Origin of the sequence: Aquabacterium soli (assembly GCF_003933735.1) — a bacterium.
GTDB lineage: Bacteria > Pseudomonadota > Gammaproteobacteria > Burkholderiales > Burkholderiaceae_C > Aquabacterium > Aquabacterium soli.
Window position 1 is genome coordinate 1 of sequence record NZ_RSED01000004.1, and the last position, 26,184, is coordinate 26,184.

Here is a 26,184-nt window from a genome sequence, read left to right on the forward strand (position 1 = left end):
ATACGACCAGTTAGGCTGGTGCTAGATGTGCGGTTTTTGCTTTGCGGCAATGACCATGCTGAGCTATTAAGGCAATGCATCGTAGACGACCTGGATGGTTCGGCCATAGTAGTAAAAAGATCCGCCCATTTGGCCAACTACAGCATCTGCCGGATAGCGAATTCTAAGAGTCGATGCATCGATCCATTCGAGTTCCACGGCTGAGTATTCGCAGCTGGCGGTAAAGACACCGCCACCGCCTTTTTGGCTACGGGAGATCATCTCGACCATCACTTGCATGCGAGGAGCATCGGGATAAGAGCTCTCACCGAGTGCGAAGGCCGTTGCCCAAGCTTGAGCATCAGGTGAAACTGACTTTACGGACGGTAGCGCGACGAGTTTTTTTATCCGAGGTATTCGTAGCTTTGGCTGCTCCTTCAGCAGCTTCTCTTTTAGTGCTGACTGCATTGCCTGTCGGCGTAAGGCCAAACGGCCTTCCCATCGCGAGAGGTCGATCCCAGAGTCAATCATCTCAATTGCGGTGAGCCTAACTTGTTCGCTAAGGCATCCGTATTTCCATTGAGTGTCGGCGAGCGCCATCCAGACGATGGCTCGCTCATCGTCATCTGAGAGCGAGCCTTGCCAAGATTTCAGCAGTTCGTCTGTAGCTTCAGCTGGTTGCTTGATCTTGGCGAGAAGTTCGAGAAACTGATCCCTGACATCGCAAGCGGTGTCGTCAGCGTATAGGGCCGCGCTAAATGTTCCCATGTTGTTTCTAAAAGCCTAACGCCTTAGTTCAGAGGCGCCGCGCTTGGCTTGGCTGAAGCGCTGCGAACTTGTAGGCGTCCTCTGGAACGACCCGTTAGGCTAGTGATAAATGCTGAAGCATATAAGCTATTCATACTGCGGCGGTTTTTCTGATGGTACGGGAATTGGCAGCCTAGAATCAGTTAACAGGATAGCTTTGCTCTGCCCATTGTTCTAAGGACTTTGCCAATTGCACAAAGTCATCTGGACTCATAGCTCCCTGATCAACAATGAACACAGGACCAGACGTATCTCCTGTACCAATGACAATGGCCTGGCCGCCGCTGTCATCTCCGATGGCAATGAAGCCCGGGCAATACAACTGGCTCTCGTAGGTTTGGTTGCGCTCAATCACTTCATCGGCTGCATATAGTCGAACGCTTGGGCCGAGAAACTTTCCACCTTGATCTATTAAGAGACGTGAATATTCAGCCGGAAGGGCCTGATGAATCCAGGCCTCAAGGGCTGCGATGGAATCTGACATGTCTATGCACTCTTTCTCAAAAGGCCTAACGCCCGCGGTAAGGGGCGCCCGCTTGGCTGAGGCGAAGCGCTGGGTTGAGCAAGCGTCCCCTTGACCAATGAGTTAGGCCTGGGAGCCACTGCAGATGCCGGGAGCCAGCACTTGACATGAAGGGGAAGGACATAAGAAGTGGCATTAGTTAATCGACCTTGTCGAAAGAAGCATGTATGCCGGCACGTAAGCATTCCGCTGCTGCCTGTTGAACTTCAAAGTCAAAAAAGTAGCCAAGATTCCAAGTTTGCTTGCCTGCCTTGTGTTGCTCTTCTAGCTTCGAAGGTTCAAAGCGCTCAGCGAAGGCAAGCGCCTTCTTCAGCTTGAACAGCGCTTTGAGTGATTCGGTTCCTGGATCAATGGACGCCGTTCCAATAAATGAATCATGAAGCTGAATTTTTGAAAGATCAAAGCCATAGTTGCAGTGGACTGCATTCTCACTTCCGCATTTTTTGCAGGTCCAAATTTCCAATGCCGATTTTTCCGCAGGTATATAAAAGTCCGAGCTTCCGCATGATGAGCATTCCATGGCGCCTCCATTGATTGTTGTAAGGCCTAACGCCTTAGTTCAGAGGCGCCGCGCTTGGCCTGGCCGAAGCGATGCAACATGTAGGCGTCCTCTGGAACGACCCGTTAGGCAGAGCCCAACGCCGAAGGCACTGCGGTTGAAGGCGGCACTGGTTTTAAGCTCATAGCCACCGCGCGCAGCACGAAGGCGGCAGCGTGTGGCCCGCGGCCAATTTGTGTTGGAGGTAGCGAGCGATTGACGCGCGCGGCCTGCACCTGACATTTTGTTTTCGTTCATGCTGAGCCCTTTGCGGACCAAGAACAGCGGCATTGGCTGATGCTCCATTGGAGCATATTCACAAGTCCCGCAAGCTGCGGCCTAACGCTCGCGGTAAGCCGCGCCGGAGTGCGAAGCACGGAGGGCACCCACAAGCGGAGCTTGTGGGCGTCGGCTTGACCAAATGGTTAGGCTGTGGCCCGTAGGCACAGTAGCCTTAGACAGACCAACTGCCATTGATGGCATAAGCCGTGAACTTTCTTTCCAGTAGGCCACATGACTTTGCTGCTGCGCGCCAAGGATCTATGTGCGGAGCTTGCAGGTGCCGCTCTAGGCTTTTCTTGTCGGGCCAGAGCTCCGAGAAGCGGATCAGGCCTGGGGCGAACGGATCTTCTGCAACATCGTAGGCGATGCAGCCGTCACTGCGATATGTCTCTTCAACAAGCTGACGAAGATGGGGAAGGACATCTTTTACCCGCTCGGCGGGGAAGCGCAGTATTCCGAAGACGGCAACCGTGGCGTTCATCCTTTTATTACTCCCGAATGATTGTTCTATGAGGGCCTAACGCAATATAGACGACACTGCCACGTTTCCATTACTGGAAAGAAATGGCCACCTATAGCCCTTTGTGGATAGATATGGAATCCACATATAGCTACTTTTCAACAATGCGATCGCGAAGCTGCAAGCGCCGCGCAACCTTCATCGGCATGCGCCAAACGCCCGCCTCCTGATCCCAGACGGCCCCCGCCGCCCTCGCTGCAGATCGGAGCAACCCCTCGCGGTATTCAATGCGAACCCCGACGATCTGCTCCGGCTTCACCGCAATAGGGGCTTGATCCACCACAAGCTCCACCGTGGTGATCCGCACCGTACTCGTTGGGTCAACGCGATGGCGCACGCAAACCAACTGCTCGCCATACCGGCGGGCAAGCTTGATGGCCCCCGGCTGCGCCGGCGACAGTTTCTTACTGACCCTGAAATTCGTTGCTTGATTCTTCACGCTCCGCCCTACCCTGATGTTTTGTTTATGGCATCACTATAGTCGGCCGCACATTCAGCGCCACCGGGCAAGCACCAAAGAAAAACCCCTCCGCACCGGCCGGTGTGGAGGGGTTCTTTGTATGGTGCCGCTTGTCGGATTCGAACTGACGACCTACCGCTTACAAGGCGTTCCGCATAGGATTCACAGAGATCCAAGGAAGAACAAAACCCTTTGTTTTTCAATAACATAGGGTCCATCAACGTCCTTGACCGTCCAAGGATGTCCGGCTAAAGTGGTATCCAGGGTGGTATCCAAACTGGGCATCAAAGCGTGAACGACAACGCGACATCAAGGCAACCTCGGGCCAAGAAGTGGACCGATGAAAAGGTCAAGGCACTCAAGCTGCCAGAGGGCAAGCGCGAGCACCGCGTTTTGGTTGATTCGGGGCTGTATGTCTTCCTGCGGGCCAAAGCCGGAGGTGATGTCTCCAAGCAGTGGCAGTACCGCGCACAGGTAAACGGAGCCCGTAGGTGGTTGTCGCTGGGGGCCTACCCTGCGGTTGGCTTGGCAAAGGCCAAATCCGATTTGCTGATCCACCAAGCCGCGCACGAAACGGCCAAGAAGGGTGAAGGCGATCATCCTGTGATCGTGGCTCAGGTGGCGCGGCGCAAGGCCAAGTCAGAGCCCACTGTTGAAGAAGTCTTCAAGGAGTGGCTGGAGGACAAGCGTCTCGGCTCCGCTCGCAAGGGTGGCCGCCCGGTCCGGGAGCGCACGATCACCGTGCTGAAGCAGAACTACGACATCTACATCGGGCCGAAGGCCGCACAGCACAAATTCGCCAAGCTGGACAGGACGGTCATTCAGGAAACGATCGACATCCCCAGGCGCAAGGGCTCCCCCGGAGCAGCGGCGCAGGTCTACCGGACATGGCGCGGACTGGTGAACTTCGCCATGAAGCGCGAGTACGTGGCCGGTGCCGACCCAATGCGCGGCATTGAGAATCCAAAGCCCTACCGCCCTGCCCCGGTCAACGCAGCCACGGATGCAGAACTCCTGGCCCTGTTCAAGGCCATCGATGCATCGCGTCTTAACGAGGCCACGAAGCTGGCCATCGAGTTCCAATTGCTGACGGGTGCCCGGCCAACGGAAGTCAGGCTAGCCACGTTCTCAGAGTTCAATATGAGGCGCGGGATCTGGGCTATTCCCCCCGAGCGGGTGAAGTCCGATAGGCCATTCAACATCCATCTGTCTGCCGAAGCGCAAGCCATCTTCAGGCGCGCCAAGGCTCTGCCCCGGGTCGAAGGCAACCAATCCGTGTTTCCCGGCATCGGCAAGGGCCCCATGGAAAAGATGGCGGTTGCCCGCGCACTGTCCCGTCTGGCGCAGCGGATCGAGGATCAAGGGGGAAAGCGGCTACGCCCTCACGACCTGCGCCGCACGTTCAGAACCATGTTGTCACGCCTGGGGGTTCAGCCACACATCGCGGAGTTGTGCATGAATCATCAGGAGACGGAGACCATGCGCCGCGTCTACGACGGTCACGACTACTTCGGAGAAATGACGCAGGCATGGGACAAGGCCGGGGCTCATCTCGCTGCCATACGGGCAGGAGGCGCCTTAGTTATACCGATTGCGAAGAAAACCGCCGCCTGACGGCCTCAGGCAAAGCGGGCTCGGAAGCTGTTGGAGCAGCGACCGGGCCCTGACCAATCGAGCACACGGGAGGTGCACAAATGGCTGAATCGAAGTCTACAGAACCCTCAACACCATCAGGTGTGGTGAATCTGCCCGTCAGGCGTAAACGTCGAAGTGCGGCAAGGGCGGTGGCCGATCCCGCAGTGGAGGCAAAAGTTTTGCCATGGCACGCCCGGGTCATACCAGGGCGGGATAGCCAACTCTTGGAGGTGGAGGCGGCGTTACTTGATCTTCTTGACAAATGCAGGCGCGGGGAGGTGATCGGACTTTGGTACCTGATAGACGCCGGGAATGGCCACCACCGCTACGGCATTGAGGGCTCCTATTGGCAAAACCCTGCTGCCGCCTATGTACCGGCAGCAAAAAGTATGCACATGCTTAGTGTGATCATTGAAAGCGCCGGGCAGTCAGACAACATATGAAGCCTTCAAAGGCTTCTCAAAGCGACCCAAGGCAGAAGGTGAGAGTTCTGCCGAGGGTCTGACCACAACCCACCTACAAAAGAGGTGAACTATGGCTATAGACACTGTAACGCCACATCAGGCACCGTCCGACCTGACCCTTGAGAGAGTGAAAACTATCCTGGGCCAGATAGGGCAGATCGCTCACCGGACTGACCGCCTTCATCACCACACGGATGGGGCCATCTCTGGAGACTGCGAGGCGATGGAACATGACCGCGACCATTTACGGTCGGTCATCTGCCAGCTCGGGCTCTTGGCCGACATAGCAACTCAGCTTCTGGGAGCAAACGCGATCAGCGTTCGCAGTACGCGTGCAGAGGAATGGATCCTTCCATCCTGCGACCGCCCATTGGCGGGCGGTTGACCATGGGTGCATCCAAGGGAGGGGGCGCTCCAGCAATTCGCTATCGGCCGATCTACGGCGGCATCTTCGGCAAGTCGGGTGAGTACGTGCTCGGCACCATGGCCTGCACTGAGCGGGGCTTGCACGCTGTTCGGTACATGGTTCTTCATCCGAGCACTGGTGGCGTGCTCGCCGTGGCCACGGACAAGACCGAGGCTCTGGCCCAAGCGCGGCGCGTGCTCAAGGCCGCTGCAACTTTGGCCAGCGCCAATGACGAATCGTTTGTCCAGGGTACGTTGTGGGCCGAGGGCGAGCTGCCGCCACCGGAGCAAGGCCGGAAAGTCAAAGCCATCCCCAAGCGCCGCCGCGAGGTGTTCGAGAAGAGCGGCGGTCAGTGCTTCTACTGCGGCAAGGTGCTGACGCTCGATGGCAAGTGGCACATTGAGCATCAGATGCCACGGGCACTGATGGGCCCCGACGACCTGATCAACCTGGTTGCAGCCTGCGTGCCGTGCAACCTGGCGAAGCGGGATAGGACGGCGCTGGAGTTCCTGAGCGACCAAGCAGCGGCAGGCTAAAGGCAGAGATGGACGCGAAGGCCCGGCGCGAGGCCGGGCACGATCAACGTCAAGCACCGAAGTCAGAAAGCTCCGAAACAAAACTTTCCAAATCAACGTCTGCTTGGGCGAGATGGCTACTGCCATCTACAAGATAGAAACGTCCGAGGCTATGGAATGAAGGGGACGTTTCTCGGCAGACACGTAGCGTCATGCCTGCACGCTTCGCTGCGCGCTTTGCTCGTTCCAGCAAGGCACGCTCGGACACAGTGACAGTAGAGTTCATAGCAATTGCTCCTACACAAAGTCGTAAAGGAGGGTAGATGCACCGGTCCCGAGCTGTGCCACCTACCGCGACAGTTTGGCTTTTGACCAAGAAACTGCGCCGTGCCTTACCGCGAATCGAACCAAGTCAGCCTTGGTTAGCCGGGACGTGAGCGCACGATAAATTGGTTATGCGGCAAGGTCAAGCCCCATGCGCAGTGATCTCGGTGTGGTCGCCGCTGACATGCGCACCGACGCGAAGGTGATGACAAAACACCAAAGCCGATATATGTTCCAGATGCCCAGCTAGGCTAGCCTCGAAACCTTGCCGAACAGCCACGCCCCCGAGTGGCCTGCTGGGCTCCTTTTGGCGGGGTTGCACGGGGGTGCAGATGCTGGGCGATTTCGAGCCGCTTGACGACAACACGCTGTTCATATGGACTGATCAACTGCAGCAGTTCAAGGATGGTGGCGGACCACTTGATAAACAGAAGGCCGACGAAATCGCTAAGGCAGTCATCCGGGACTTCTGCCTGCGGCACTGGCATGACTTGCCGCAGAGCAGATACACAAGCGGCTGGATCGTGGACGTGCTGGGCGAAATCCTCGAACATAAGGATGCGGTATCGGCCTTCTGCTTGAAGCCACGCCCCAAGGGCCGAGCAAAGGGGACTGGCCGGGCCAGCACACCCGTCGCTGCATGGGTTCAAGTTGCGCTAAAGCGTGGCTATGGCGCAAACGAGGCATATCAAGCCGCAGCGGATCTATTCGGCCTTTCCGAAAGACAGGTTGAGCGCTTCGTAGAAGCGCATGAGTTCTATCCCGGAGCCGACCTTGAGTCGTATCTACTCGGCATGAAGAATCCCAAGCCACTGCCAGACCAACGCTGACGACACTAAATCGACATTTCTTGTCGTGGACCCAATAGACCCATTTTTCGACACTGTCCCTAATGCATCCGGAACGTCCGGAGAGCAGAAGCGAAAGGTTGAAAGATGGCCACTATCTGGCGCCTCCCCTCTGTTCGTGCCGAGTACGGCAAGTCCCGAACAAGCATCTACGAAGACATCAATCGTGGGCTGATGACCAAGCCCGTGCGGCTCGGTGCTCGGGCCGTTGGCTGGCCTGCTGAAGAGGTCAAGAAGATTACGGCAGCCCGCGTTGCTGGCAAAGATGACGCCGAGATCCGCGTCCTAGTCAACAAGCTGGAAGATGCCCGCAAGGAGGTGACCGCGTGAGCGCCGCCTTCATCATCACCCCCGAGCGCCGTGCAGCGCTACACGCCATTCGCGACAGCATCCCTGGCTGTGAACGATCCAGTCAGAAGCAGCGCATCCTGACGGCGATCCAGCAGCTTGGCAGTGTCACGACGTTCGAGTGCATGAGGCACCTGGACTGCTACGACCCGCGCCCGCGAAAGCTGGAGTTGGTGCAGGACGGCCACCCCATCATGTTGGCCTGGGATCGCATGGCCACGGAATCCGGCACCCTGCACCGCGTGGGCCGGTACTACTTGGCCCGCGATATGGCCACGGAGGTGACGGCATGACCATCACCACCACATCGCCCTCTCAGAAAAGAGAAGCCCTGGCAACCGTTGCAGCGGTCCAGGGCGACTCGGGTACTTGCGAAAACCAACAGTCGCAGTATGCCCAAGTGGCGGGCGAGTTTCAAGCCGGTGTCGATGTCTTCAGCCGATTGCAGCGCGCCTTCGGGCGCATCGGCTTTAGCCTGTACAGCCTTGATAGCGGCGCCGTAGTGGCCTCTAACGCGGCCTCTGGCCTGCTGGCCGTCTGCCCGGACATCCGGGCGGCCTCTGCGCTGCTGCGCACGCTGGAGGGCTGACACCATGGCCCAGAACCGTGAGGCCCCGGCGTTTCAGGAATACGCGGCAAACATGATGGCCAGGACGCACTACCGCGTCATGACACTGGCCGAGCGGGGGCTGCTGTATTCGATGCGCCTGGAGTGTTGGGTGAACAGGAGCGTTCCTGCTGATCCCCACATGCTGGCGCGTGTCCTGGGCCATGACGCTGGCGAGGTGGTCAACGCCTTGCCGGGCGTCATGCCCTTCTTCACCTCGGATGGCCGCGAGATCACTTGTCCCGAGCTGGAGGACTACCGCGCCCACCTAGCTGCCATCCGCGAAAAGCAGTCCAGCGGCGGCAAGCAAGGGGCAGCCAAGACCAACAGCAAGCGCCTGCCAGCAGAGCACCCAACACAGCCGGGTGACCCGCCGGGTAACCCGCGAGTGACTTGCGGGTCCTTAGTTAAGTCCAGTTTAGTTAAGTCCAATTCAATACAGGTCTTGACGGTGGCGCCAATAGATGACCCTTGGGTCAATGAATACGACATGGCCAGCAATGGCCGTTGAACTGAAAGACGAGATCATGACCGTGAAGAAGCAACACCTTCCCCACATCACCATCGAGCAGTTGCCTAGCGGCCTGCTGCGGGTTGAAGACCCTTCCTATAGCGAATCGTGCTGCATCGACCTGCACCCGCATCAGATCGCGCTGCTGAGCGCCATGGCGGGCCGTCCTATGCCTGACCGTACCCGTGCAGCGGTTGGCAAGCTCCAGGGCCGCGTTGAGGCCTTGCATAGCCGTGCCCGCGAACTGGTCCGCTTGCTAGAGGGCGCCCTCAAAGAAGGTGAAGGCGTCGGCGTGGAGCTGACCAGTGCCGAACACATCACAGACCGCCTGTCCGACCTGGCTCAAGACCTGGCCGAGCTGGTGGACGCGCCCGAGCCCGGAGAGCCTCTGGCGACAGAGGGCGTCGGTGGTCAACTGACCCTTGCCGCGTGAGGGGCCGTCATGACTGAACCCAAGACAGGCTTGGCGCTCGCTGAGAACAGCGACGAAACAGCCAACACCTTGCGCCTAAGGCGCCAGCCAGGCAAGACAGATTGCCAGGTCATGACCGACCACGCTCTGAACCCGGCTGCCAACTGCACGAACCTGATTGCCGGTTGGCTTCGCAAAGATTGGAACGGCATTGGTCTGACCGAGACCATGGACGCGATGAACGCCAAGGCGCAGGCCATCCACTCGGGTGACCTCAGCGAGGCGGAAACAGCGTTGTTCGCCCAAGCCACTGCGCTCAACGCCATCTTCGTTGAGATGACCCGCCGTGCGGGCATGAACATGGGCAGCCACCTCCAGGCCGTCGATACGTACATGAAGCTGGCCCTCAAGGCTCAGAACCAGAGCCGGATGACTTTGGAAACCCTGGCCGCGATCAAGAACCCGCCTGTGGTCTACGCCCGGCAAGCGAACTTTGCCAATGGCCCGCAACAGGTCAACAACGGGGTGCCTGCTGCCACGCACACGGCGAGAACCGAATCCCCTCAAAGCCAACTTTTGGAGAGCAGCAATGGCGAACGGCTGGACTTTGGAGCGCAAGCAACGGCAGGCGCAGTTGATCCACACATGGCGACCGTGGGAGCAGTCCACGGGGCCCAAGACACCCGAGGGAAAGGCCGTCACCGCCAAGAACGCCGACAAGGGCGGGCTGTGGCGGGTAGAGCGCGAGGCGTTGAAGGAGCTACGAGCAAGCCTGCGGGCGCAGAAGGAGGTGATGCATGAAGTCGCAGATCGACTACTTGGAACACAAGCGGATGACTGAGCAGGAGATGGCAGAGGGCCGAATGATCATCGACATGATCTTGACCGACTCGCTGCCCGCACAGCCTGGGGATCTGATTCATGCCCTGCTGCAGCGCGTCGGCATCTTCGAGACGGTGCCGCCCTCGGTGCGCTTGCATCCTCACCTCCCCTACTTCATTGGCGACGATCAGTTCGGCGCGCACCCGGCGATGGTCATGCCATTGCGCACGGGAGCCGGTGAATACGTCGGGGTGAGCACGGTCTACCTGGCAGAGGATGGTTTTGCCCCCGTGGTCTCGCCCAACCAGCTCAACCTGTTGGTCGAGTACCCCGGCATGTTCTTCGCGCTGGATGGTGAGGTAGGCCCTGTCATTGCAGTGGCCACCGGCCTGGGCCATGCCCTTTCAGCCCGCGCCCTGATGCCACTGGAGGCCAGTATGTGCATCGTGCGCGACCTTGAAGACATGGCGGATTTCGACTGGCCGCAAGGCACCGCCGAACTGATCGTGCTGTGCGACGACTCCACCCGCGACCAGGCACAGACGCTGATCGACCGCGCGACACAAGCCGGGATCAAAGCCCAGGCCTGCACCCCACCCACACAAGGCACCAGTTGGCTTGATGAATACCTGTTCAAAGGTGCCATCCCTGCCGACGAGATCGCCGCCGCCAAGCAATCCGGTTCCCCCACCCACTGAAAGGAAAGAACGTGCCTTTGACAACCGATCAGCCGCAAGGCTTGCTCTCTCAGCCCCCAGCACCGCAAGGTGGTTTGCTTAGCCAGATTGCCGACTTTGCGGGCAGCCCCCTGGGGCAAGGCCTGTTATCGGCGGTATCCGGTGGACTCTCGACGGCTGGCCGAAAGGGCTATGGCCGCTGGAATACCATCGGCATGGCGGGTTTAGAAGGCGTCAAGGGTTACAGCGCCGCACTAGAAGCCGAGCGCGCGCGGCAGGGGCTGGATATCCGCAGCCTCCAGCAGCAACGCTTGTCAGACCAAGAAGATCGCCGCTGGAAGTTCGCCCAAGACTTGCTGGGCAATGGCGATGGTTCAATGACCATAGCCCCTGCTCCTTCTGCCCTGGATCGCCCGTTGTCACTGGGCTATGAGCCGCAGGGCATGGATCAACGAGGCATCCCGTCGTTGGCCGGGATGCCTGCACCCAATCAATCGCAGTTCCCGAGCGTGACCAACGCGCCCGCTGGCCCTGGTGTTCCTGGCCTGCCGTCTTTCAGCGCCTCCCCTGGCTTTCAAGGAGGCCCATCCATCCCGACTAGCTTCAATGTTCCTCGCCAGGCACTCGCGGCCGAAATGCTGTTCAACGACGGCAAGAAGGTCGGCGAATGGATCTACAAGAACAACAGTTCCGAGGTTGATAAGTGGTTGCAAGTGCCTGCTGAAGGCGGCGGCCTGGAGGTCGTTGGGCTGGACAAGCAAGGTCGCCGAGTCAATACCGGAGTGAAACCATGGATTGAACCTGAATGGCGAGATGGCGGCAGCGCCCTCAATGCCATCGACCCAGTTACGCTGGAGGTTCGCAGGAGCTTCAAGAAGACGCTTACCCCGGCCGAGGCTGCGGCAGATCAGCGCGTGCGCGAAAACCAGCAGTGGCAGCGCGATAACGGAAGCACCCAGATCATCCAGACCGATCAAGGCCCCGTTGTCGTGAACACGCGCAGCGGACAAGCAACGCCAGTCACGGGCCCGGCTGGACAGACCTATGGTCGGTCTCTGAGCCCGATTCCTTCGCAGGCCAGTACAGCAATCATCACCAACCAGCAGAACCTGGCGAAGATCAACGACGCCTTGACCCTGCTGGAGGGGGATGACGTAGGAAAGCTGAAGGGCGACAAGGAAGCCACCGGCTGGAAGGGCTACCTACCGCAAGCCGCCTTGAACCGGGCAGATCCCAACGGCATCGACGCCCGGGCGATGATCGCCGATCTGGGGAGCCTGATCATCCACGACCGAAGCGGCGCGGCTGTGACGGCAGCCGAAAGCCCGCGCCTGATGCCGTTCATCCCGCTGATCACAGACAGCAGGGAGACAGCCGTGAAGAAGCTCCAGCGGTTCAAACAGCTCTATGAGGCCGAACAGCAGGGGCTGCGTGACATCTACTCACCATCCAATGGCTACAGGCAGCCGAGCTTTGGGGCCAACCCGCAAGGCGGCAGCCGCCCGCCGTTGACCTCGTTTGACAAATCAGGCAATGGCCAAGCCAACGGTGGCCAGCGTCCTCCCCTCTCCAGCTTTGAAGGACAGTAACCATGGCTTTTGATATTGAAGGCGCCCGCCGTGCGGGCTACAGCGACGCCGAGATTGCGGACCACATGGCCAAGCAATCCGGGTTCAATGCCGCAGGAGCCAAGCAAGCCGGGTACACGGATGCGGACATCGTCCAGCACCTGACCACCCGTGCGACCACTCAGCCGTCACCGCAAGACGACCGCAGCTATGCCCGCTCGGCTGCAGAGGGAGTGCTTCGCAGTGCTGCCTCAGTGGGCAACACCATCCTGTCGCCGGTCCGTGCCGCCGCCAACTACCTCGCGCCGGAAGAAACAACGGTGGAAACGTTGGTGGACGGCAAGAAGCGCAGGACTGGCGCACTTGCCCCTGTGGCCAACTACCTGAACGAGATGAAGGATTCGATGGATTGGCTGGACAGTGAGAACGCCTCCAACCCAATGACCTATGGCGCCGGTCGTCTCGTCGGTGACATCGCCATGACCGCACCTGTGGGTGGAGTCATCGGTGCCGGTGTGAAGGCGGCCGGGACCCGCGCAGGTCTCCCCGTCGTGGAGCGCCTTGGAACTGCCGTCGCAACTGGTGGCCTTCGCACTGGCGCGGCGCCGACCACGCTGTCGGCAGGTGCCGCCAACCTCGGTGTGCGTGCTGCGGGCGGTGCAATCAACGGCGGGGCATCCGCTGGCCTCATTGATCCGGACCAAGCAGGTACGGGTGCGCTGGTTGGCGCAGCCTTCCCTGTCGGCATGGCCACGGCAGTAAAGGGCCTTGGTCTTGCTGGTCAGGCGGTCAAGAAGACGCTCCAGACCTTGGCGCCGCTGAATCCCAAGAACGATGCCCGCCTGGTTGGCCAGTTCCTGCGGGACCAGGCTGGGCCGGATGCCAATGCGGCAATCAGCGCGCTCAAGACCTTTCAGCAGACCGGCCCCGCGCTGCCGGGCTACCAGGCGACCACAGCGGAGGTGGCGCGTGTGCCCAGCTTTGCGGCCTTGCAGCGCACTGCTACAGCGGTAGACCCATTGAGCATGAATCAGTACAGCAACATGGCCACGCGCAACCAGGACTTGCTGGTCAACCAGCTCGAAGACCTGGCCGGGCGTGATGGTCAGCGTGAGTTCACGGATGCCATGCGAGAAGAGACTGCCAACCGGCTCTATCAGCAGGCCTACAGCAAGCCGATTGACCCGGCGCAACTGACCAAGCCCATGCTGCGCCAGATGGATGGCCTGATGCAGAAGCCAGCAATGCAAGAGGCCATGCGCCGTGCCCGTGTCCTGGCTCAGAACGAAGGCCTAGATATCGCTGATCCAGCCGGTTCGCTGCGCGGGATGCACTATGCCAAGTCCGAACTGGATGCCATGATCCGCGAGGCCGCCACTCGCAACGAGAAGCGCATCCTTCAGGGCGTGCAATCGGATCTGCTCAAGGTAATGGACCAACTCAGTCCCGAGTATGCTGGAGCGCGTGGCCAGTACGCAGCCATGAGCGTGCCGGTAAATCAGTTCCAGGTGCTGGAGCAGATCGCGGCGAACTCGATCACGCCGCGTGGCACCGTGACGTTGGACAAGTTCAACCGTGCCGCTACCGACAAGACCGCCAAGGCGGTGTTGAAGCGTCAAGACGCAACCTTGCCCAGCCTGCTCACGCCAGACCAACTGAACACGCTGGGCGGCGTGCGCAGTAGCCTGGAAGGCTTGGACTTTGTGGCCAACGCCGGGCGGGGCGTCGGTTCGGACACGGTGCAGAAGCTGGCCACGGCGAACAGGATGCCCGGCGGCTCGCCTGGTGCCTTTGCGCGCCTGCTGCCCGGCGTGACAGGCACCCTTGGCGGGATCTTGAGCCAAGGTGCAAATGCGCTGTACGGCGGTGCCAACCGCCGATTGCAAGAGCGCCTGACCAGTGGGCTGCTAGATCCTGTCGAGGCGCTGAGCCTGCTCGAAGCCGCGCAACCGGCCGGTGTGCCGCCTGTGATGGGCCTGCTGGGTCAAGTACGCAAGCAAGGCGAGAAGGTGCTCCCCCTGGCCTACCGCGCCACACCGCTGCTGTTGACGCAATAACCGGAGTCGACACACACCCCTGCTTTCATGGCCAAAAGCAGCCTAAGTTGTTGGCCTATAAGGAGTTTCGAAGGTCGACAACTTAGGAGATTGCTGCCCCTTGACTCCATCGAGCCGAGGGACGCTCACACCTTCCCAGGCTAGCGCGCCAAACCTAGAATGGGCCGAAACCTCAATACACAGGGCACTGGCCAACGTATGGACGATCCATTCATCAGCTTCATGATCTGGAAGGGCGCGATCCTCATCGGCATCGCTGGAGTCATCGCCTTCTGGGAGGGCTACACCGGCAGGAAGCTTTTTAAGCGCCGGGATGAACAACAGAGTTCGGCCAAGCATAGAAATGCAGAAAGCCCGAAGCGATGATTCCCATCATCCTTGACGGGAACATCTACGACCTCTTGGCCAAGGACTCGAGCACGCTGACGTTGCTAAAAGACCGCATCGCTATCGGCTTGCTTCACGTACTAGCGCCGAGGACGATCTTTGAAGAACTGCTCGACTCACCGTTCAAAGGCATCCCAAAGTGGTTTCCCACAGAGTACGTGGGAAATACCGTTGGCAACGTCGAAATGTCCGTCGATGACTCCATAGGCGAAGGGGATATTTTTGAAGCCCACCTTGGTAACTCTCGGCAACTTAACGATGCCTACATAGCAGATGCCGCTGACTGGATGGCTGAATGGCTAGTGTCGGAGGACGCTCGGCTTCGGCGGCGAATGGCCGCAGCATCAACGAGATGCAAGGCTTTGTCATATTCCGACTTCAGGCTGGCGTTGGAGCTTCTGGCATAGCCAGAGAACCTTTTGTCGTCACGTTATGCAGACCTTCCCTAACAGGTAATCAGTGAAGAGATTCTCCATGGGCCTATCTTCTGTCGAGCTCTACTCGAAATGAGCCTTCCATCTCCATTTCGAGCTCCAATCCCGGAATAGCTGGATAGATGCAACGATAGGTTGACTCAAACGAACCCTTGATTTCGTAGTCCTCCAAGTATCCCGTTGCCGACCCAGCGTAGCTCATTTTGGTTTCTATCCCGGCGGCTTCAGTTGTCCAACTGACTATGTTGAACATGGGTTCACCCGCGCGCACCTCCACCATCCCCACTACGTCGAATACGGTAGGGTGTTCGGCGTCTCGGGAAAGAACCTCGGCAAGGGCGATGTACTCACTATCCATCAGTCGCTTATCAAGCGCGAACTGCAAGATTTGGTCATGCGGAAGAGACCAAACCAACTTCGCACGTATCCGCGAGGCTGCATCACGTCCAATGCTCCCCCCCGTGACAGCCACCTTTAGTCCTTGCACTCGCCTACGCAACTCATCGAGACCAGCAACGGCCTCAGGCAGGAGCGGGACATTGGCGCGCCACCGCAAATCGTGGTGCGTCAGATCGCCTCGCAGGATGTCAACATTTGAGCGCAGTCCTGTTGCTAGGGGCCTAGCAACGTCCAGCATGGGCGGGCTACAGTCCCTACGAATGGATGCGGGGCTTAGAAGTGCGCCTATTTTCTCCGCAAGGCTATTTACATCGGTGACCTGAAATTGCAGCAGCGGAACATCAATCGATCTTTGAGATGCATGATGAACAGTCACCTCCCTTCCATTCAGGACTACCGCGTAGGATGCTGATATTTCGGGATGCTTCGCATAACTGATTGCCTGCTCTATAGCATCAATGTCGATAGGCTCGCTGGGCCCCTTTATCTCTAAAACCCATCGCGCCACCCCTACGACTGAGAGGATGTAGTCAGCTCGCCCGCGAAGTGGTGGGTCAGTCTGCTTCTTTCTTCCGAGGAAATGCCGTTCATAGCTCAGCGTCGGTTCTCTAGCAATGTCGCAGTTCGTGCCCCTCGCGTATCCCAGAAGCTTGAGCATTGGTGCGGCCACTTCCTCTCGCACGTCAGTTTCATTGGCACCTGTCAAATCCAGCATATCGACCCCTTCTTTTCTTACGACTTGTGCCGGTGGTAGCGGCGGTTGCCTAGCTCTTAAAAGCTCTGCCCGGCGCGCACATAAGCGCCAGGTAGGTAGGAAATCTGCTCAATCGCACTGCTGACAGTGACCAAGCCTCAGCCGAGGCTATGCCTTTCTTGCTTCCGCCCGGAGTTTTGCGATCTCCGCTTCTAGCTTCTCTAGCTGGAGTTCGACCAATCGGTCATCCCGACGCTGAATGACACTATGCCACTTGCTTGCGCCGTACCAACTGAGAAGCGAACCAAATGCAAAGACAAGTGCGATTGCTCCATTGGAAAATTCTTCGTTGGACTTTGTGACCTCAATAAGCTTCTTGTTCATCTCAAACATGTCATCCTCAGCTTTGGTCCTCTGCGTCTTTGCTTCAAGGGGGATAAGGGCTTCGGAGTACTTCACCTTTCGGTCAAGCGAAGCCGTGTAGGTTGACACGAAGGCGAAGATGCACGACACGATCAGCGCGAGACCAAACATGCACGCGAATTTGAAGATATTGTCAGTTGGGACTGGAACCGTTGGAGTCATGCGGCGACTCTCCTTGATTGGGCGTTGATCACCACCGGCCTGATTTCAGAAAGGCCAATTCGCTTAGAGAAGTTCCGCACACCGCAGTTGAACTCTAGGACACCATCTAGCCGTGTCCTACTAGTCATATCCTCAGGCGACCTAGCGATGGCAAGTGCGGACCCATCAGCAATGCCTGCTTGCAGCGCAAGATGGACGATGACACCTGGCTCAAGCTGGAGCCGTTTGAGGTGTACGAAATCAATTCGCCCCCCGCCACTATTCATATCGAACTGGCCTCGATCCATCTCTACAAGAAACGGCGACAAGTTAATCAGTTGCAGGTAGACCTGCGCGGAAGCTACTTGGCCCACATTGATGTGGGCTGGTTCTCCTCGCGGCGCCAGATCACAGTACACAAGATCGGCCAGCTTCTCCGCAGTGAAATGACGCCGGAGCAAGAAGCCAGGTACGTACCGTATCAGCCCTTTGGCAAGGCTATAGATGGGGATTGATTCCACGACCATGATGTTTCTTATTTGTGAGGAAGCCTAGAGGCGAGCCATGCTACCGAAATTCTGACCGCCTCTCGCGCTCAGCACCCGCCATAGTTCCTCCTCCCACTCTTGGTGATGGTGTACGTGCCGCCGCGTGGGCCGACAAAGCATGTTTGCCCTCCGACCGAGTGCGAGCGGGATCGAGGGGGCGGCGATGGTGAGACATAGCCCGCACCGGTCGCGGGAAGGTCCGCAAAGGAGTTCACTGTTGAAGGCGCTACACCGTGGCCATCGTGCTTGGCCAACTGGCGGTCGATCTCGGCAATGCGCTGGTTCAGCTCGTTGCGCATCCTGACTGCCTCAGCCCGTGCTGCTCGCAAGTTAGCCTCTTCTTGCGCGGCAAAAGCAGGCGCCAGCAAAGCTACCCCCAGCACCGCGCACGCAATAACTCGTATGAGATCCGTGGCCATCCATGTCCCTCGTGTTTGTAAGCAAAGCGTTACACACAAGGACGGCCTGGTCAATCCCTGGGTCTACGCGGCGAACCGCTCGTAAAGCCCGTAAGGCTGTTCTGCTTCATGGTCAATGGTCTCGGGCAATCAGGTCGGCGCCAAGCACATGTCCGGGTGGCTTATGCAGACCTTCCTTAGCCCTCTCGACTCGATCTTGGTTGATCTGCACAGGGCACATGTAAGGACATGTGCTATCGGAAAAACACTGTGAAATGGCCTGTAGCCCCGCCGGGAAAGAAGTAAAAACCGCTAAATCACTTCTAGGAGCCGAAATGGAAGGCAAGCCAGCAGTGCTATTTCACGAAGAGCGCGGGCGCCTTGGCGACAAGTCTTTCCGCATCCTCGTAACGGAGTATGCGGAGTCTAGAGGCTCCACCTTTACAACGGATGTCCACGTGCACGGGGCAACTGGCAAGCTCCTATGCCCCGTCCGCGTACTAGATGGGGCCTTCGATTCTCTGCAGGCCGCAAAGATTGAAGGCCTGCGCGTTGCACTGGCGGTCTTGGTGGATTCCACACAGCACTAGCACCAAGGGAGCAAGGCCCATGAAGTGGTTAACTGTGACTCCTTGCAGAGCACCTGGATCAGCGAAGAAAGCGATGGGGCCCCAAAGCCTCTGCCCTCCCCGAGTTTAGAGGGACGGAGCGGGCTATGGGCTAGTCCACTCTTGCCTGCAGCTCCATCCAAGCCAGGTGTTTCAAGGGAGACCACACGCGGGCTCGACCGTGTTCCGCCCATTAGGACTGGAGCCGCTGACGTATGGTTGTCACGGTAGCGCTCTTGAATGGCATGGTGTCGATCGCCGGAGACTGCCATGCCAGCTCATATCCAGCTCACGTTCAATGGTCGGTGCCAGGAGGCCTTCGGGTTCTACGCTGAACTGCTCGATGGCAGCATTGATCACATGGATCTGGACGCTTCGTCTCTGCTGGAGAAGCCGCGAGTGCGTCAGGCCCTTATGAGGGTGAAGGGCCAGTTTCTGAGAGGGGCGGACATTGAGCGCGGCGAGCGACACCAAGCATCCGATGTGGCGCTACTGCTGGGCTGTGCAAGTGTCAGGGAAACCTGGCGGATCTTCGAAGCACTCGCTGCGGGCGGCCAAGTCGCAACCTCAATGCAAAGAGCGCAGTGGGCCTTCTTGGCTGGGGCCGTCATTGACCGCTTTGGCATACCCTGGCTCATTCACTGGGGCGAGAGGCACAACGCAGCTAAGCTGTTGATGACATCCCAAGGGACTGGGCTGACGGCCATACCGTTCACGGGGGACCATGGGGGATTTAGCAGCATAGCCGAGCATATCCCCTTGATAGTGCCTCGCGCCTATGAGCAGTCTGTGCGCCTCCATTAATGAATGGGTAGCGCTCGCGGTCAGTCGGTACCCGGTCCCGGAGCGCCTGACTAACGCAGCGCTCACTGCAGCCGACACGATCGGCGCGTGTAAAATGATTGTTGGGTGCCCGCTTTGCGGCGTGGCAGGTTGTTTGCGCTGGTCGGGCCGCCACGCGGCTTTGAACCGACCTTGTCCATGCAAACCACCCTGCAGGCACTTCCACGTGCCCAAGTCCTGGCCCAGCGCGCCTTTTCTGCGCTGGAGCGCTTTCTCCACATCGAAGCTGTCAGCGGCATCGTCCTGCTGATCATGGCCGTGGCGGCGCTCTTGTGGGCAAACTCGCCACTGGCTCCCAGTTATGACGCGCTCTGGCACACGCCTGTGTCCGTTAGCGTGGGTAGCTGGGCGTTCTCGCAGTCTCTGCACTTCTGGATCAACGATGGCTTGATGACCATCTTCTTTCTCGTGGTCGGCATGGAGATTCGCCGCGAGATCCACGAGGGTGCGCTCAGCGATGTGCGCCAGGCTGCCTTACCGATAGCCGCCGCACTGGGTGGTGTGCTTGTACCGGCCAGCATCTACCTGGCCTTCAACGCCCGGGGCGGCCAGCCCAATGGCTGGGCAGTGCCTACCGCCACAGACATCGCCTTTGCTGTAGGTGTGCTGGCTATCCTGGGGCGTTCGATCCCGGGCAATCTGCGCGTGTTCCTGCTGACGCTGGCCATCATTGATGACGTGATCGCGGTGCTGATCATCGCTTTCGTGTACTCCGGCGGACTGGACTACAGCGGCTTTGCGGTGGCGGGGCCCGGGCTGCTGATGGTGTTGGCACTGCAGCGCATTGGCGTGTGGTCAGCTTATGCCTATGTGATACCCGGAGCGGTGGTCTGGGGCGGCCTGCTGATGACGGGCGCCCACCCTACGCTGGCGGGTGTGGTGCTAGGCTTGATGACGCCCGTGGTGTCGGTGCCCATGCGTGAAAGGCCCATGGATGCCTTGGCGCGCATCACCCGGGATCTGTCGGACAAAGTCGGCCCCTCGGGGTGCGGTGCGGCCTCGGGCGAGCTGCCCTTGCGTGAACTGCGCGTGGCTCAGCGCGAACTGCTGCCGCCGGTCGTACGTGTGCAGCAGGCCCTGCATCCCTTCGTGGCCTATGGCGTGATGCCCCTGTTCGCGCTGGCCAATGCTGGTGTCAGCCTGACGGGTTTGAATTTGGCTGCGGGCGGTGCCAGTGCCGTAGTGAGTGGTGTGGCTGCAGCGCTGGTTCTGGGCAAGCCGCTGGGGGTGTTGGCCGCCAGTTGGACTGTCGTGAAGTTGGGGTGGTGCCGCCTGCCCACTGGCGTCTCCTGGTCGGGTATAGGCCTAGTGGGCCTGCTGGCCGGCATCGGTTTCACCATGTCCATCTTCATCGCCATGTTGGCCTTCTCAGACGCTGCGCTCCTCGGCGCTGCAAAGATCGGCGTGCTTGTCGGATCGGCGATTTCAGCAGGTGGCGGGTTGGTATGGGGGACCGTCTATGTCCTCAGACAAAGGGCGGCCCGTACCTGCCTCTAGGGATGCAGCCATCCGGTGGTCTCGTTGACGGCCGCTGGTAGGCCAGCAAGGCATACAGGCTCTCTCAGGAGGAGCACGCTGAGGCTTCAGTCCATGCGATTGGCTTCATTCTGCGGGAGTTCGGCTGGGCTCATTGAGCTCAAGATGCAACCCCTGCGAAGCGTCCGCCCCGGGGCACTTGTAGATTAGCGTCGCATGGAGTTGTAGGCTAGAAGTCGTTCTGCTTCTGCTTGGCACTGTGCTGCCGTTAGGCAGCCATCCCGAATCCTGATTAGCCCTTCGCGAACCATCACCCCCTCAGCTATTGCGGCCGTCGCTATTGCTTGTTGATCCGGTGTGCTCGCGGCTACCAGCCTGGCTGAGTCCTTAATAACCAGCTCTTGCCGTTCAAGATTTTCTGCGGCGATTTCGAGCCACCCCGCGATGTCCTGGTGCTTGCCGTCGCAGCGATTGGATGCTGCTCTGAGTTGGGCAACAAGTGCTGTCGTATCCATTTTTATCCTGGTCTCGCAGTTGTTGGCAAAGAAAAGCCGCCTCAGTGGGCGGCTTGGGGGGAGAGGGTCAATGAGGCAGCGACAACCCAGGCTTGCCTGTAGCGGCCCCCAGGATATTCATCAGCTCGCTCATGTCTTGCGCGCTCTCCCAGGTAAACACGTGCTCGCTGTAGCGGGACATTAAGGCCTTTGCGTCGCCCATAAGCGGGCTGCCAACACCCGCGAGAATTGAATAACGGGCAGAGTCGGCAGCGGACTGCTTGGCCATGTCGAAGACCAGGGCCTTGGCTCGCGCGTCCTGCCTCTTTGCCGAAGGGGTGCTTGTGCGAAGGTCCAAAGACTCAATTACATGCAACCGGCCATTCTGAAGAGCGAACTCGGCGGTTGTCATTGGTCCGATGGGGTATCGCTCTACGATCTCGTGCTTAGTAATGTCTTTTCCTAGCCAACCCTTGGCAGTGAAGGTTGTCTTGAGATCGATGTGCAAGCGAGAGACCTCACCACGCTCCCGAGATGGCTTGGCGGGGGTCGAAACCAGGCTATGCAGCGCCGCAGTCACTCGAGCCAGATACTCCTCTTCTCCGGTATAGGCAAAGCGGCCGAGCGTATCGGAAAGGCTCCACTGCCCTAGGCTCTTCACAAACGCTGCGGCTGCGGCGTGTGTCTGCCCCTCCAGTAGGCGAGGAAGGCCAGCCTCCCATGAGCGGACCGCATCTAGCTTCACTTGGGGATCAATAGCTTGAAGCTTTCTCAGGTCATGACCAAAATGCACACGCACCGACCCGTCGGCCAGGAACACAGCGATGCCGATATGCACGTGTTCTGTGCGATTTGGCTGGGGGTAGTGCGAAAGCACTCCGTAATGAGCGATCTGTCGAGTCATGATTGCAACAGCTTGAGGGCGTTGTCGGCCCTTGCGACTGCATTGTCCGCCCACCATTGGGCTTGCTGCTCGCAATCAAAATTATCCCGCCACGCCTCAGGGGCCGCCATAAGGAAGCTCCGCACTTGATCGGCCGTAAGCCCTTTAATCCGGTCAAGGCGTGACGTAACCGCCGCCATGTTGATCAGATGGGGGTGGGCCTTTAGCCAGCGCCAGTTCTTTGCCGAGGGGGCGTCATCACGCCATGGCCATGGCTGGAAGATTTCGGTTCGCGACCAGTCAAACGCGAGTGCCCTAAGCCTGGGGCCGACGTCAACAAATAGGATGTTGCCAAAATGCCTATCGTTGTTTGGCATGAAGACATCCAAAGCAAACATGCCGCAGAGATCGTTCTGAGCCCTTGCGAGCCAAGTCATCAGTTCGGGTTCGTGGACTCGGGCGGGGGAGAACTGCTTTGCGAAGACTTCCCACTGTGAGCCGAAGGCTTCACTGCCATCCAGCCGCTTCACGATTGCGTAGGCTGGGGTGACTATCCCAACAGCCCCGCATATTTGGTGACATAGCCATTCCGTCAACGGTAGGTGCGGATGCCCCGGCTCTACAGTCTTTAGTGCGTACCGCCGGTCTTGCTCGTCGAGGCCGACCCACAGAAGATCCTTGCTCTGAGTCCGGTCGGCTGGCTGCTCATCCACGAGTTCAATCGGAGTCAATGACATCTGGCTCATGCTTCCCCTGTCCGCGCGCTTGTTTTATTGGCGTCAGGATACCTCGTAGGAGCCGTCCCCCAACGGTCGGAAGTGTGGCTGTCGCGGTTTCGATCAGGCGCAAAAACCCCGTACCCGTGGCTACATGGTGGCTACATGAGGCCCCGACGCCAGAAAGCAAAAAACCACCGAGACGGTGGCGTTCGTTGGCTTATGTCGTCACTGAACTAGGCGCCGCCGTTCAGTCGCTTCGAATAGTTGCCAGAGGCCTTCGCTAAAAAGGTGTTCACATCGTTCTTCGTCATGCAATACGGCAACGTATCCTTGGCCGTCTTCCAGCATCGCCATATGGCTCGTTCGACATACTCCCAAGGGGCGTGGTTGCGCAACCCGCGATCGATGATTTCGTTGAACTGGTCTTGCACCGTGAAAGCCACTTCGCCCCCCTAAGGCTCGGATGCTATTTTGGTGAACTGGCAGCCTCTTCCTTGAGCACATCGCGCGCCACAGGCTCGTCATGTGCCCACTCATCAGTGAACTGGTCGGCTGCGTCTTGCATCGCGATCAAGTCAGCCCTGTCCAAGAGGTGAGGATGACGTTTGTTCAGTACAAACGCCAGACGCCCGACGAGTTCCGCATTGTGCATCTTGAGCACTTCGATCTTAGACATCTTCATCACTCTCTCCAGTCCACCAAACAACAACCAGATGAACGTAGCTAGGACTGCGAACGGCCCTGCGAAGTTCAAGACAGTTCGGGTCGCCAGCGCAAAACTGAACCACCCGGGCTGCGTGCCTTGCATGACCGGCCACTCTGTTGGCCAAGTCGCCCCATTGAACAACTCAAACCAAGTCCTAGCCGTCTCAACGGGTATCGCCCCAATCCGGATCAAGATAAACAGGACAATCCAGAACAAAAGGAAGAAAAAGGCGATGAAGGCGGATTCCTTCCGCTTTTTGATGTGCTCCACCAACCTCATGGGCACTCCACCAAGCATCGGGATGAAGCAACGCAACCTTGCAGACTTAGCAAGCAGCGGGCCCACATGACATCTCCCTCTCGTCTATTTGGCAAAAGGTAGCGCAGTGAGGCACGGCTGACAATCCCACGTACCGTGGGGGCGACGCCACAACGGTGGTATCCGAAATGGTATCCAGCCAAAGAAAAAGCCTCCCCAAGTTAGCAATCACTATCAAGGGAAGGCTCTTCGATACTGGTGCCGCTTGTCGGATTCGAACTGACGACCTACCGCTTACAAGGCGGTTGCTCTACCAACTGAGCTAAAGCGGCATGCTTCAAGAAGCAAGGGCCGCATTGTAATGCAGCCCCTGGGTTCTATTGCGCTTACTTGACGCGCCGAAGCGACGGACGCCCACCGCCCGTGGGCGCCGAAGGCGGTTCAGGCTCTGGCGCAGGCTCGTCTTGCGAGGACGCTGCCTCCAGCGCCACGGATTCCACCGGCTCGCTGTCGGGCACGCTGGCCAGGCGGATGCCCGACCGGCGCTCGGCAGCCGCCGGCGCCGAGGCACCATCCTGCCCGTCATCCGCCTCTTGCGGCGTGGGCACCGGGAAAGCCATGCCCTGCCCGTTCTCACGGGCGTAGATGGCGATCACGTGGTCCACAGGCACCGCGATGTCACGTGCCACACCACCGAAGCGCGCCTTGAACTCGATGTACTCGTTGCCCAGCTGCAGCTGGCTCGTGGCGTCGAAGCTCACGTTCAACACGATCTCGTTGTTCTTGACGTACTCGCGCGGCACCTGCACCGTCTTGTCGACGAACACCGCCAGGTAGGGGGTGAAGCCGTTGTCGGTGCACCAGTCGTGCAGGGCCCGGATCAGGTAGGGGCGGGTTGAATTGCCCTGGGCGTCAGCGTCGGTCGGCGTGGTCATGAAATCCTGGTGTCGTCGTTACTTGCGCATCACCTTCTCGGACGGCGTGAGCGCCTCGATGTAGGCCGGCCGCGAGAAGATGCGCTCAGCATACTTCAGCAGCGGCAGCGCATTCTTCGACAGCTCGATGCCATAGTAATCCAGGCGCCACAGCAGGGGCGCGATGGCGACGTCCAGCATGGAGAAGTCATCGCCCAGCATGTACTTGTTCTTCAGGAAGATGGGCGCCAGCTGAGTCAGGCGATCGCGGATCTGCGAGCGTGCCTTTTCCAGCTGCTTGTCGTTGCCCTTCAGGCCGCCACGGCCTTCGAGCAGGTTCACGTGCGCAAACAGTTCCTTCTCGAAGTTCAGCAGGAACAGGCGCACGCGGGCGCGTGCCACGGGGTCACCAGGCATCAGTTGCGGGTGGGGGAAGCGCTCATCGATGTACTCGTTGATGATGTGCGACTCGTACAGGATCAGGTCGCGCTCGACGAGGATGGGCACCTCGTTGTACGGGTTCATCAGGGCGATGTCTTCAGGCTTGGCGAAGACGTCGACGTCGCGGATCTCGAAATCCATGCCCTTCTCGAAGAGCACAAAGCGGCAGCGGTGCGAATAGGGGCAAGTCGTACCGGAGTAAAGCACCATCATGGCGGCAGGATCCTCAGTCAGAAACAGGCAAATGCCAAAAACAACGAAGCGCAGTGGCACCCCTTGAAAGGGCGTTCACTGCGCCAGACACCCTCTTGTCAAGGGCGTCGTCGACACATTTCAGTTCACTTCACGTCTTTCCAGAACGCTGCGTTCAGTCGCCATGCGATGAAGAAGAAACCGAGCAGAAAAATCATCACGCCCACACCGATGCGGACCCGGCCTTGCGCATTTGGCTCGGCCATCCACGTCATGTAGGCCACCAGGTCGGCCATCGCATTGTCGAACTCCTGGGGCGACATTTTACCCGGGGTCAACTGCTCGAATCCAGTGAAGGTGTGAACCTTCTTTTTTTCATCATGCGGATCGACTTCTTCCTTGTACACCGCGGCGCGCTCGCCTTGCAACTCCCACAGCACGTGGGGCATGCCCACATTGGGGAAGGCCAGGTTGTTCCAGCCCGTGGGACGCGTGTCGTCCTTGTAGAAGGTGCGCAGGTAGGTGTAGAGCCAATCCGACCCGGTGCCCGCATGGCTGGCACGGGCGCGGGCGGCCAGGGTCAGGTCCGGCGGCACGGCCCCGAACCACTCCTTGGCATCGCGCGGCTTGATCGCCGAGGTCATGGTCTCGCCGACCTTGTCGGCCGTGAACAGCAGGTTCTGCTTGATCTGGTCTTCGCTCAGGCCGATGTCTTGCAGGCGGTTGTAGCGCACGAAGGCGGCCGAGTGGCAGTTCAGGCAGTAGTTGACGAACAGCTTGGCACCGTGCTGCAGGGCAGCCAGGTCGGTTACGCGCTCCTTGGGGAAGCGGTCCAGCGGGATGCCGCCTTCGGCCGCGTGCGCGCCAGAGGCCAGCGCCAGCGCAGTCAGCAGCGAAGCAATGATGCGTTTGATCATGTTGTG

32 protein-coding genes and 1 tRNA gene are annotated in these 26,184 nt (G+C 59.1%); 18 read left to right on the plus strand and 15 right to left on the minus strand.

Annotation, left to right across the window (positions count from 1 at the left end; genetic code table 11):
- Nucleotides 1-66: 66 nt before the first annotated feature.
- From EIP75_RS05565 to EIP75_RS05585, 5 genes are all read right to left on the minus strand, one after another.
- A complete protein-coding gene (locus tag EIP75_RS05565; protein WP_125242263.1) occupies nucleotides 67-747 on the minus strand; it encodes a hypothetical protein in 681 nt (226 codons plus the stop codon).
- 178 nt (nucleotides 748-925) lie between these two features.
- The gene (locus EIP75_RS05570) at nucleotides 926-1,270 is read right to left on the minus strand and encodes an SMI1/KNR4 family protein (RefSeq protein WP_125242264.1); all 345 of its coding nucleotides are present in this window, start codon (nucleotides 1,268-1,270) and stop codon (nucleotides 926-928) included.
- A gap of 178 nt (nucleotides 1,271-1,448) precedes the next feature.
- Complete coding sequence (locus EIP75_RS05575) at nucleotides 1,449-1,829, minus strand: hypothetical protein (RefSeq protein ID WP_125242265.1); 381 nt, start codon at nucleotides 1,827-1,829, stop codon at nucleotides 1,449-1,451.
- A 472-nt stretch (nucleotides 1,830-2,301) separates the two neighbouring features.
- Entirely contained in the window at nucleotides 2,302-2,610 is a 309-nt protein-coding gene (locus tag EIP75_RS05580) for a putative quinol monooxygenase (RefSeq protein WP_125242266.1), read from the minus strand.
- 130 nt (nucleotides 2,611-2,740) lie between these two features.
- Complete coding sequence (locus EIP75_RS05585; RefSeq protein ID WP_125242267.1) at nucleotides 2,741-3,088, minus strand: hypothetical protein; 348 nt, start codon at nucleotides 3,086-3,088, stop codon at nucleotides 2,741-2,743.
- Between the two features lie 312 nt (nucleotides 3,089-3,400).
- Here EIP75_RS05585 and EIP75_RS05590 point away from each other — a divergent pair, with 312 nt between their 5' ends.
- From EIP75_RS05590 to EIP75_RS05600, 3 genes are all read left to right on the plus strand, one after another.
- A complete protein-coding gene (locus tag EIP75_RS05590; protein WP_125242268.1) occupies nucleotides 3,401-4,723 on the plus strand; it encodes a tyrosine-type recombinase/integrase in 1,323 nt (440 codons plus the stop codon).
- An 80-nt stretch (nucleotides 4,724-4,803) separates the two neighbouring features.
- A complete protein-coding gene (locus EIP75_RS05595; RefSeq protein ID WP_125242269.1) occupies nucleotides 4,804-5,187 on the plus strand; it encodes a hypothetical protein in 384 nt (127 codons plus the stop codon).
- Nucleotides 5,188-5,595: 408 nt separating this feature from the next.
- Nucleotides 5,596-6,150, plus strand: coding sequence for an HNH endonuclease (locus EIP75_RS05600; RefSeq protein WP_158622751.1), 555 nt, complete (start codon nucleotides 5,596-5,598; stop codon nucleotides 6,148-6,150).
- A 49-nt stretch (nucleotides 6,151-6,199) separates the two neighbouring features.
- Here EIP75_RS05600 and EIP75_RS05605 read toward each other — a convergent pair whose 3' ends face one another.
- Nucleotides 6,200-6,415: a hypothetical protein gene (locus EIP75_RS05605; RefSeq protein WP_125242271.1), complete on the minus strand. Its 216-nt coding sequence runs from the start codon at nucleotides 6,413-6,415 to the stop codon at nucleotides 6,200-6,202.
- Between the two features lie 370 nt (nucleotides 6,416-6,785).
- On the opposite strand from EIP75_RS05605, the gene EIP75_RS05610 reads away from it, so the two are divergent.
- From EIP75_RS05610 to EIP75_RS05665, 12 genes are all read left to right on the plus strand, one after another.
- Nucleotides 6,786-7,283, plus strand: a complete 498-nt coding sequence (locus tag EIP75_RS05610; protein ID WP_125242272.1) for a hypothetical protein — start codon at nucleotides 6,786-6,788, stop codon at nucleotides 7,281-7,283.
- A 105-nt stretch (nucleotides 7,284-7,388) separates the two neighbouring features.
- Nucleotides 7,389-7,631, plus strand: coding sequence for a helix-turn-helix transcriptional regulator (locus tag EIP75_RS05615; protein ID WP_125242273.1), 243 nt, complete (start codon nucleotides 7,389-7,391; stop codon nucleotides 7,629-7,631).
- Complete coding sequence (locus EIP75_RS05620) at nucleotides 7,628-7,942, plus strand: helix-turn-helix domain-containing protein (protein ID WP_233584698.1); 315 nt, start codon at nucleotides 7,628-7,630, stop codon at nucleotides 7,940-7,942. The genes EIP75_RS05615 and EIP75_RS05620 overlap by 4 nt, the downstream gene beginning before the upstream one ends.
- A complete protein-coding gene (locus tag EIP75_RS05625) occupies nucleotides 7,939-8,238 on the plus strand; it encodes a hypothetical protein (protein WP_125242274.1) in 300 nt (99 codons plus the stop codon). Before EIP75_RS05620 ends, EIP75_RS05625 begins: the two co-directional genes overlap by 4 nt.
- Nucleotides 8,239-8,242: 4 nt before the next feature.
- Nucleotides 8,243-8,767, plus strand: coding sequence for a hypothetical protein (locus EIP75_RS05630; protein ID WP_125242275.1), 525 nt, complete (start codon nucleotides 8,243-8,245; stop codon nucleotides 8,765-8,767).
- A complete protein-coding gene (locus EIP75_RS05635; RefSeq protein ID WP_125242276.1) occupies nucleotides 8,757-9,200 on the plus strand; it encodes a hypothetical protein in 444 nt (147 codons plus the stop codon). The genes EIP75_RS05630 and EIP75_RS05635 overlap by 11 nt, the downstream gene beginning before the upstream one ends.
- Before the next feature lie 9 nt (nucleotides 9,201-9,209).
- On the plus strand, nucleotides 9,210-9,980 hold the full coding sequence (locus EIP75_RS24040; protein ID WP_158622752.1) for a hypothetical protein: 771 nt from the start codon (nucleotides 9,210-9,212) through the stop codon (nucleotides 9,978-9,980).
- Complete coding sequence (locus EIP75_RS05650; RefSeq protein ID WP_125242279.1) at nucleotides 9,977-10,699, plus strand: DUF7146 domain-containing protein; 723 nt, start codon at nucleotides 9,977-9,979, stop codon at nucleotides 10,697-10,699. The genes EIP75_RS24040 and EIP75_RS05650 overlap by 4 nt, the downstream gene beginning before the upstream one ends.
- An 11-nt stretch (nucleotides 10,700-10,710) precedes the next feature.
- Nucleotides 10,711-12,267, plus strand: a complete 1,557-nt coding sequence (locus tag EIP75_RS05655) for a hypothetical protein (RefSeq protein WP_125242280.1) — start codon at nucleotides 10,711-10,713, stop codon at nucleotides 12,265-12,267.
- A 2-nt stretch (nucleotides 12,268-12,269) separates the two neighbouring features.
- Nucleotides 12,270-14,303, plus strand: a complete 2,034-nt coding sequence (locus tag EIP75_RS05660; RefSeq protein WP_125242281.1) for a hypothetical protein — start codon at nucleotides 12,270-12,272, stop codon at nucleotides 14,301-14,303.
- A gap of 198 nt (nucleotides 14,304-14,501) precedes the next feature.
- Complete coding sequence (locus EIP75_RS24045) at nucleotides 14,502-14,669, plus strand: hypothetical protein (protein WP_158622753.1); 168 nt, start codon at nucleotides 14,502-14,504, stop codon at nucleotides 14,667-14,669.
- The gene (locus tag EIP75_RS05665) at nucleotides 14,666-15,097 is read left to right on the plus strand and encodes a hypothetical protein (RefSeq protein ID WP_125242282.1); all 432 of its coding nucleotides are present in this window, start codon (nucleotides 14,666-14,668) and stop codon (nucleotides 15,095-15,097) included. The genes EIP75_RS24045 and EIP75_RS05665 overlap by 4 nt, the downstream gene beginning before the upstream one ends.
- A gap of 73 nt (nucleotides 15,098-15,170) precedes the next feature.
- On the opposite strand, the gene EIP75_RS05670 is transcribed toward EIP75_RS05665, so the two are convergent.
- Complete coding sequence (locus EIP75_RS05670) at nucleotides 15,171-16,238, minus strand: type I restriction enzyme HsdR N-terminal domain-containing protein (protein ID WP_125242283.1); 1,068 nt, start codon at nucleotides 16,236-16,238, stop codon at nucleotides 15,171-15,173.
- A gap of 147 nt (nucleotides 16,239-16,385) precedes the next feature.
- A complete protein-coding gene (locus EIP75_RS05675) occupies nucleotides 16,386-16,802 on the minus strand; it encodes a hypothetical protein (RefSeq protein WP_125242284.1) in 417 nt (138 codons plus the stop codon).
- Nucleotides 16,803-16,993: 191 nt separating this feature from the next.
- On the opposite strand from EIP75_RS05675, the gene EIP75_RS05680 reads away from it, so the two are divergent.
- From EIP75_RS05680 to nhaA, 3 genes are all read left to right on the plus strand, one after another.
- The gene (locus tag EIP75_RS05680) at nucleotides 16,994-17,296 is read left to right on the plus strand and encodes a hypothetical protein (protein WP_125242285.1); all 303 of its coding nucleotides are present in this window, start codon (nucleotides 16,994-16,996) and stop codon (nucleotides 17,294-17,296) included.
- A 1,309-nt stretch (nucleotides 17,297-18,605) separates the two neighbouring features.
- A complete protein-coding gene (locus tag EIP75_RS25000) occupies nucleotides 18,606-19,139 on the plus strand; it encodes a VOC family protein (RefSeq protein WP_158622754.1) in 534 nt (177 codons plus the stop codon).
- Between the two features lie 177 nt (nucleotides 19,140-19,316).
- Nucleotides 19,317-20,675: a Na+/H+ antiporter NhaA gene (gene nhaA / locus EIP75_RS05695; RefSeq protein ID WP_125242287.1), complete on the plus strand. Its 1,359-nt coding sequence runs from the start codon at nucleotides 19,317-19,319 to the stop codon at nucleotides 20,673-20,675.
- Nucleotides 20,676-21,236: 561 nt separating this feature from the next.
- On the opposite strand, the gene EIP75_RS05700 is transcribed toward nhaA, so the two are convergent.
- The 7 genes from EIP75_RS05700 to EIP75_RS05730 form a co-directional block, all read right to left on the minus strand.
- Nucleotides 21,237-22,052 (minus strand): hypothetical protein, encoded by an 816-nt coding sequence (locus EIP75_RS05700; protein WP_125242288.1) that lies wholly within the window; start codon nucleotides 22,050-22,052, stop codon nucleotides 21,237-21,239.
- Nucleotides 22,049-22,777 (minus strand): hypothetical protein, encoded by a 729-nt coding sequence (locus EIP75_RS05705; RefSeq protein WP_125242289.1) that lies wholly within the window; start codon nucleotides 22,775-22,777, stop codon nucleotides 22,049-22,051. Before EIP75_RS05705 ends, EIP75_RS05700 begins: the two co-directional genes overlap by 4 nt.
- Nucleotides 22,778-23,216: 439 nt before the next feature.
- Nucleotides 23,217-23,735: a hypothetical protein gene (locus EIP75_RS05710; protein ID WP_125242290.1), complete on the minus strand. Its 519-nt coding sequence runs from the start codon at nucleotides 23,733-23,735 to the stop codon at nucleotides 23,217-23,219.
- Nucleotides 23,736-23,970: 235 nt separating this feature from the next.
- A tRNA-Thr gene (locus EIP75_RS05715) sits at nucleotides 23,971-24,046 on the minus strand.
- Nucleotides 24,047-24,100: 54 nt separating this feature from the next.
- Nucleotides 24,101-24,649: a ClpXP protease specificity-enhancing factor gene (locus tag EIP75_RS05720; RefSeq protein WP_125242291.1), complete on the minus strand. Its 549-nt coding sequence runs from the start codon at nucleotides 24,647-24,649 to the stop codon at nucleotides 24,101-24,103.
- Between the two features lie 18 nt (nucleotides 24,650-24,667).
- On the minus strand, nucleotides 24,668-25,282 hold the full coding sequence (locus EIP75_RS05725; protein ID WP_125242292.1) for a glutathione S-transferase N-terminal domain-containing protein: 615 nt from the start codon (nucleotides 25,280-25,282) through the stop codon (nucleotides 24,668-24,670).
- Nucleotides 25,283-25,407: 125 nt separating this feature from the next.
- Complete coding sequence (locus EIP75_RS05730; RefSeq protein WP_125242547.1) at nucleotides 25,408-26,175, minus strand: cytochrome c1; 768 nt, start codon at nucleotides 26,173-26,175, stop codon at nucleotides 25,408-25,410.
- Between the last annotated feature and the right edge of the window lie 9 nt (nucleotides 26,176-26,184).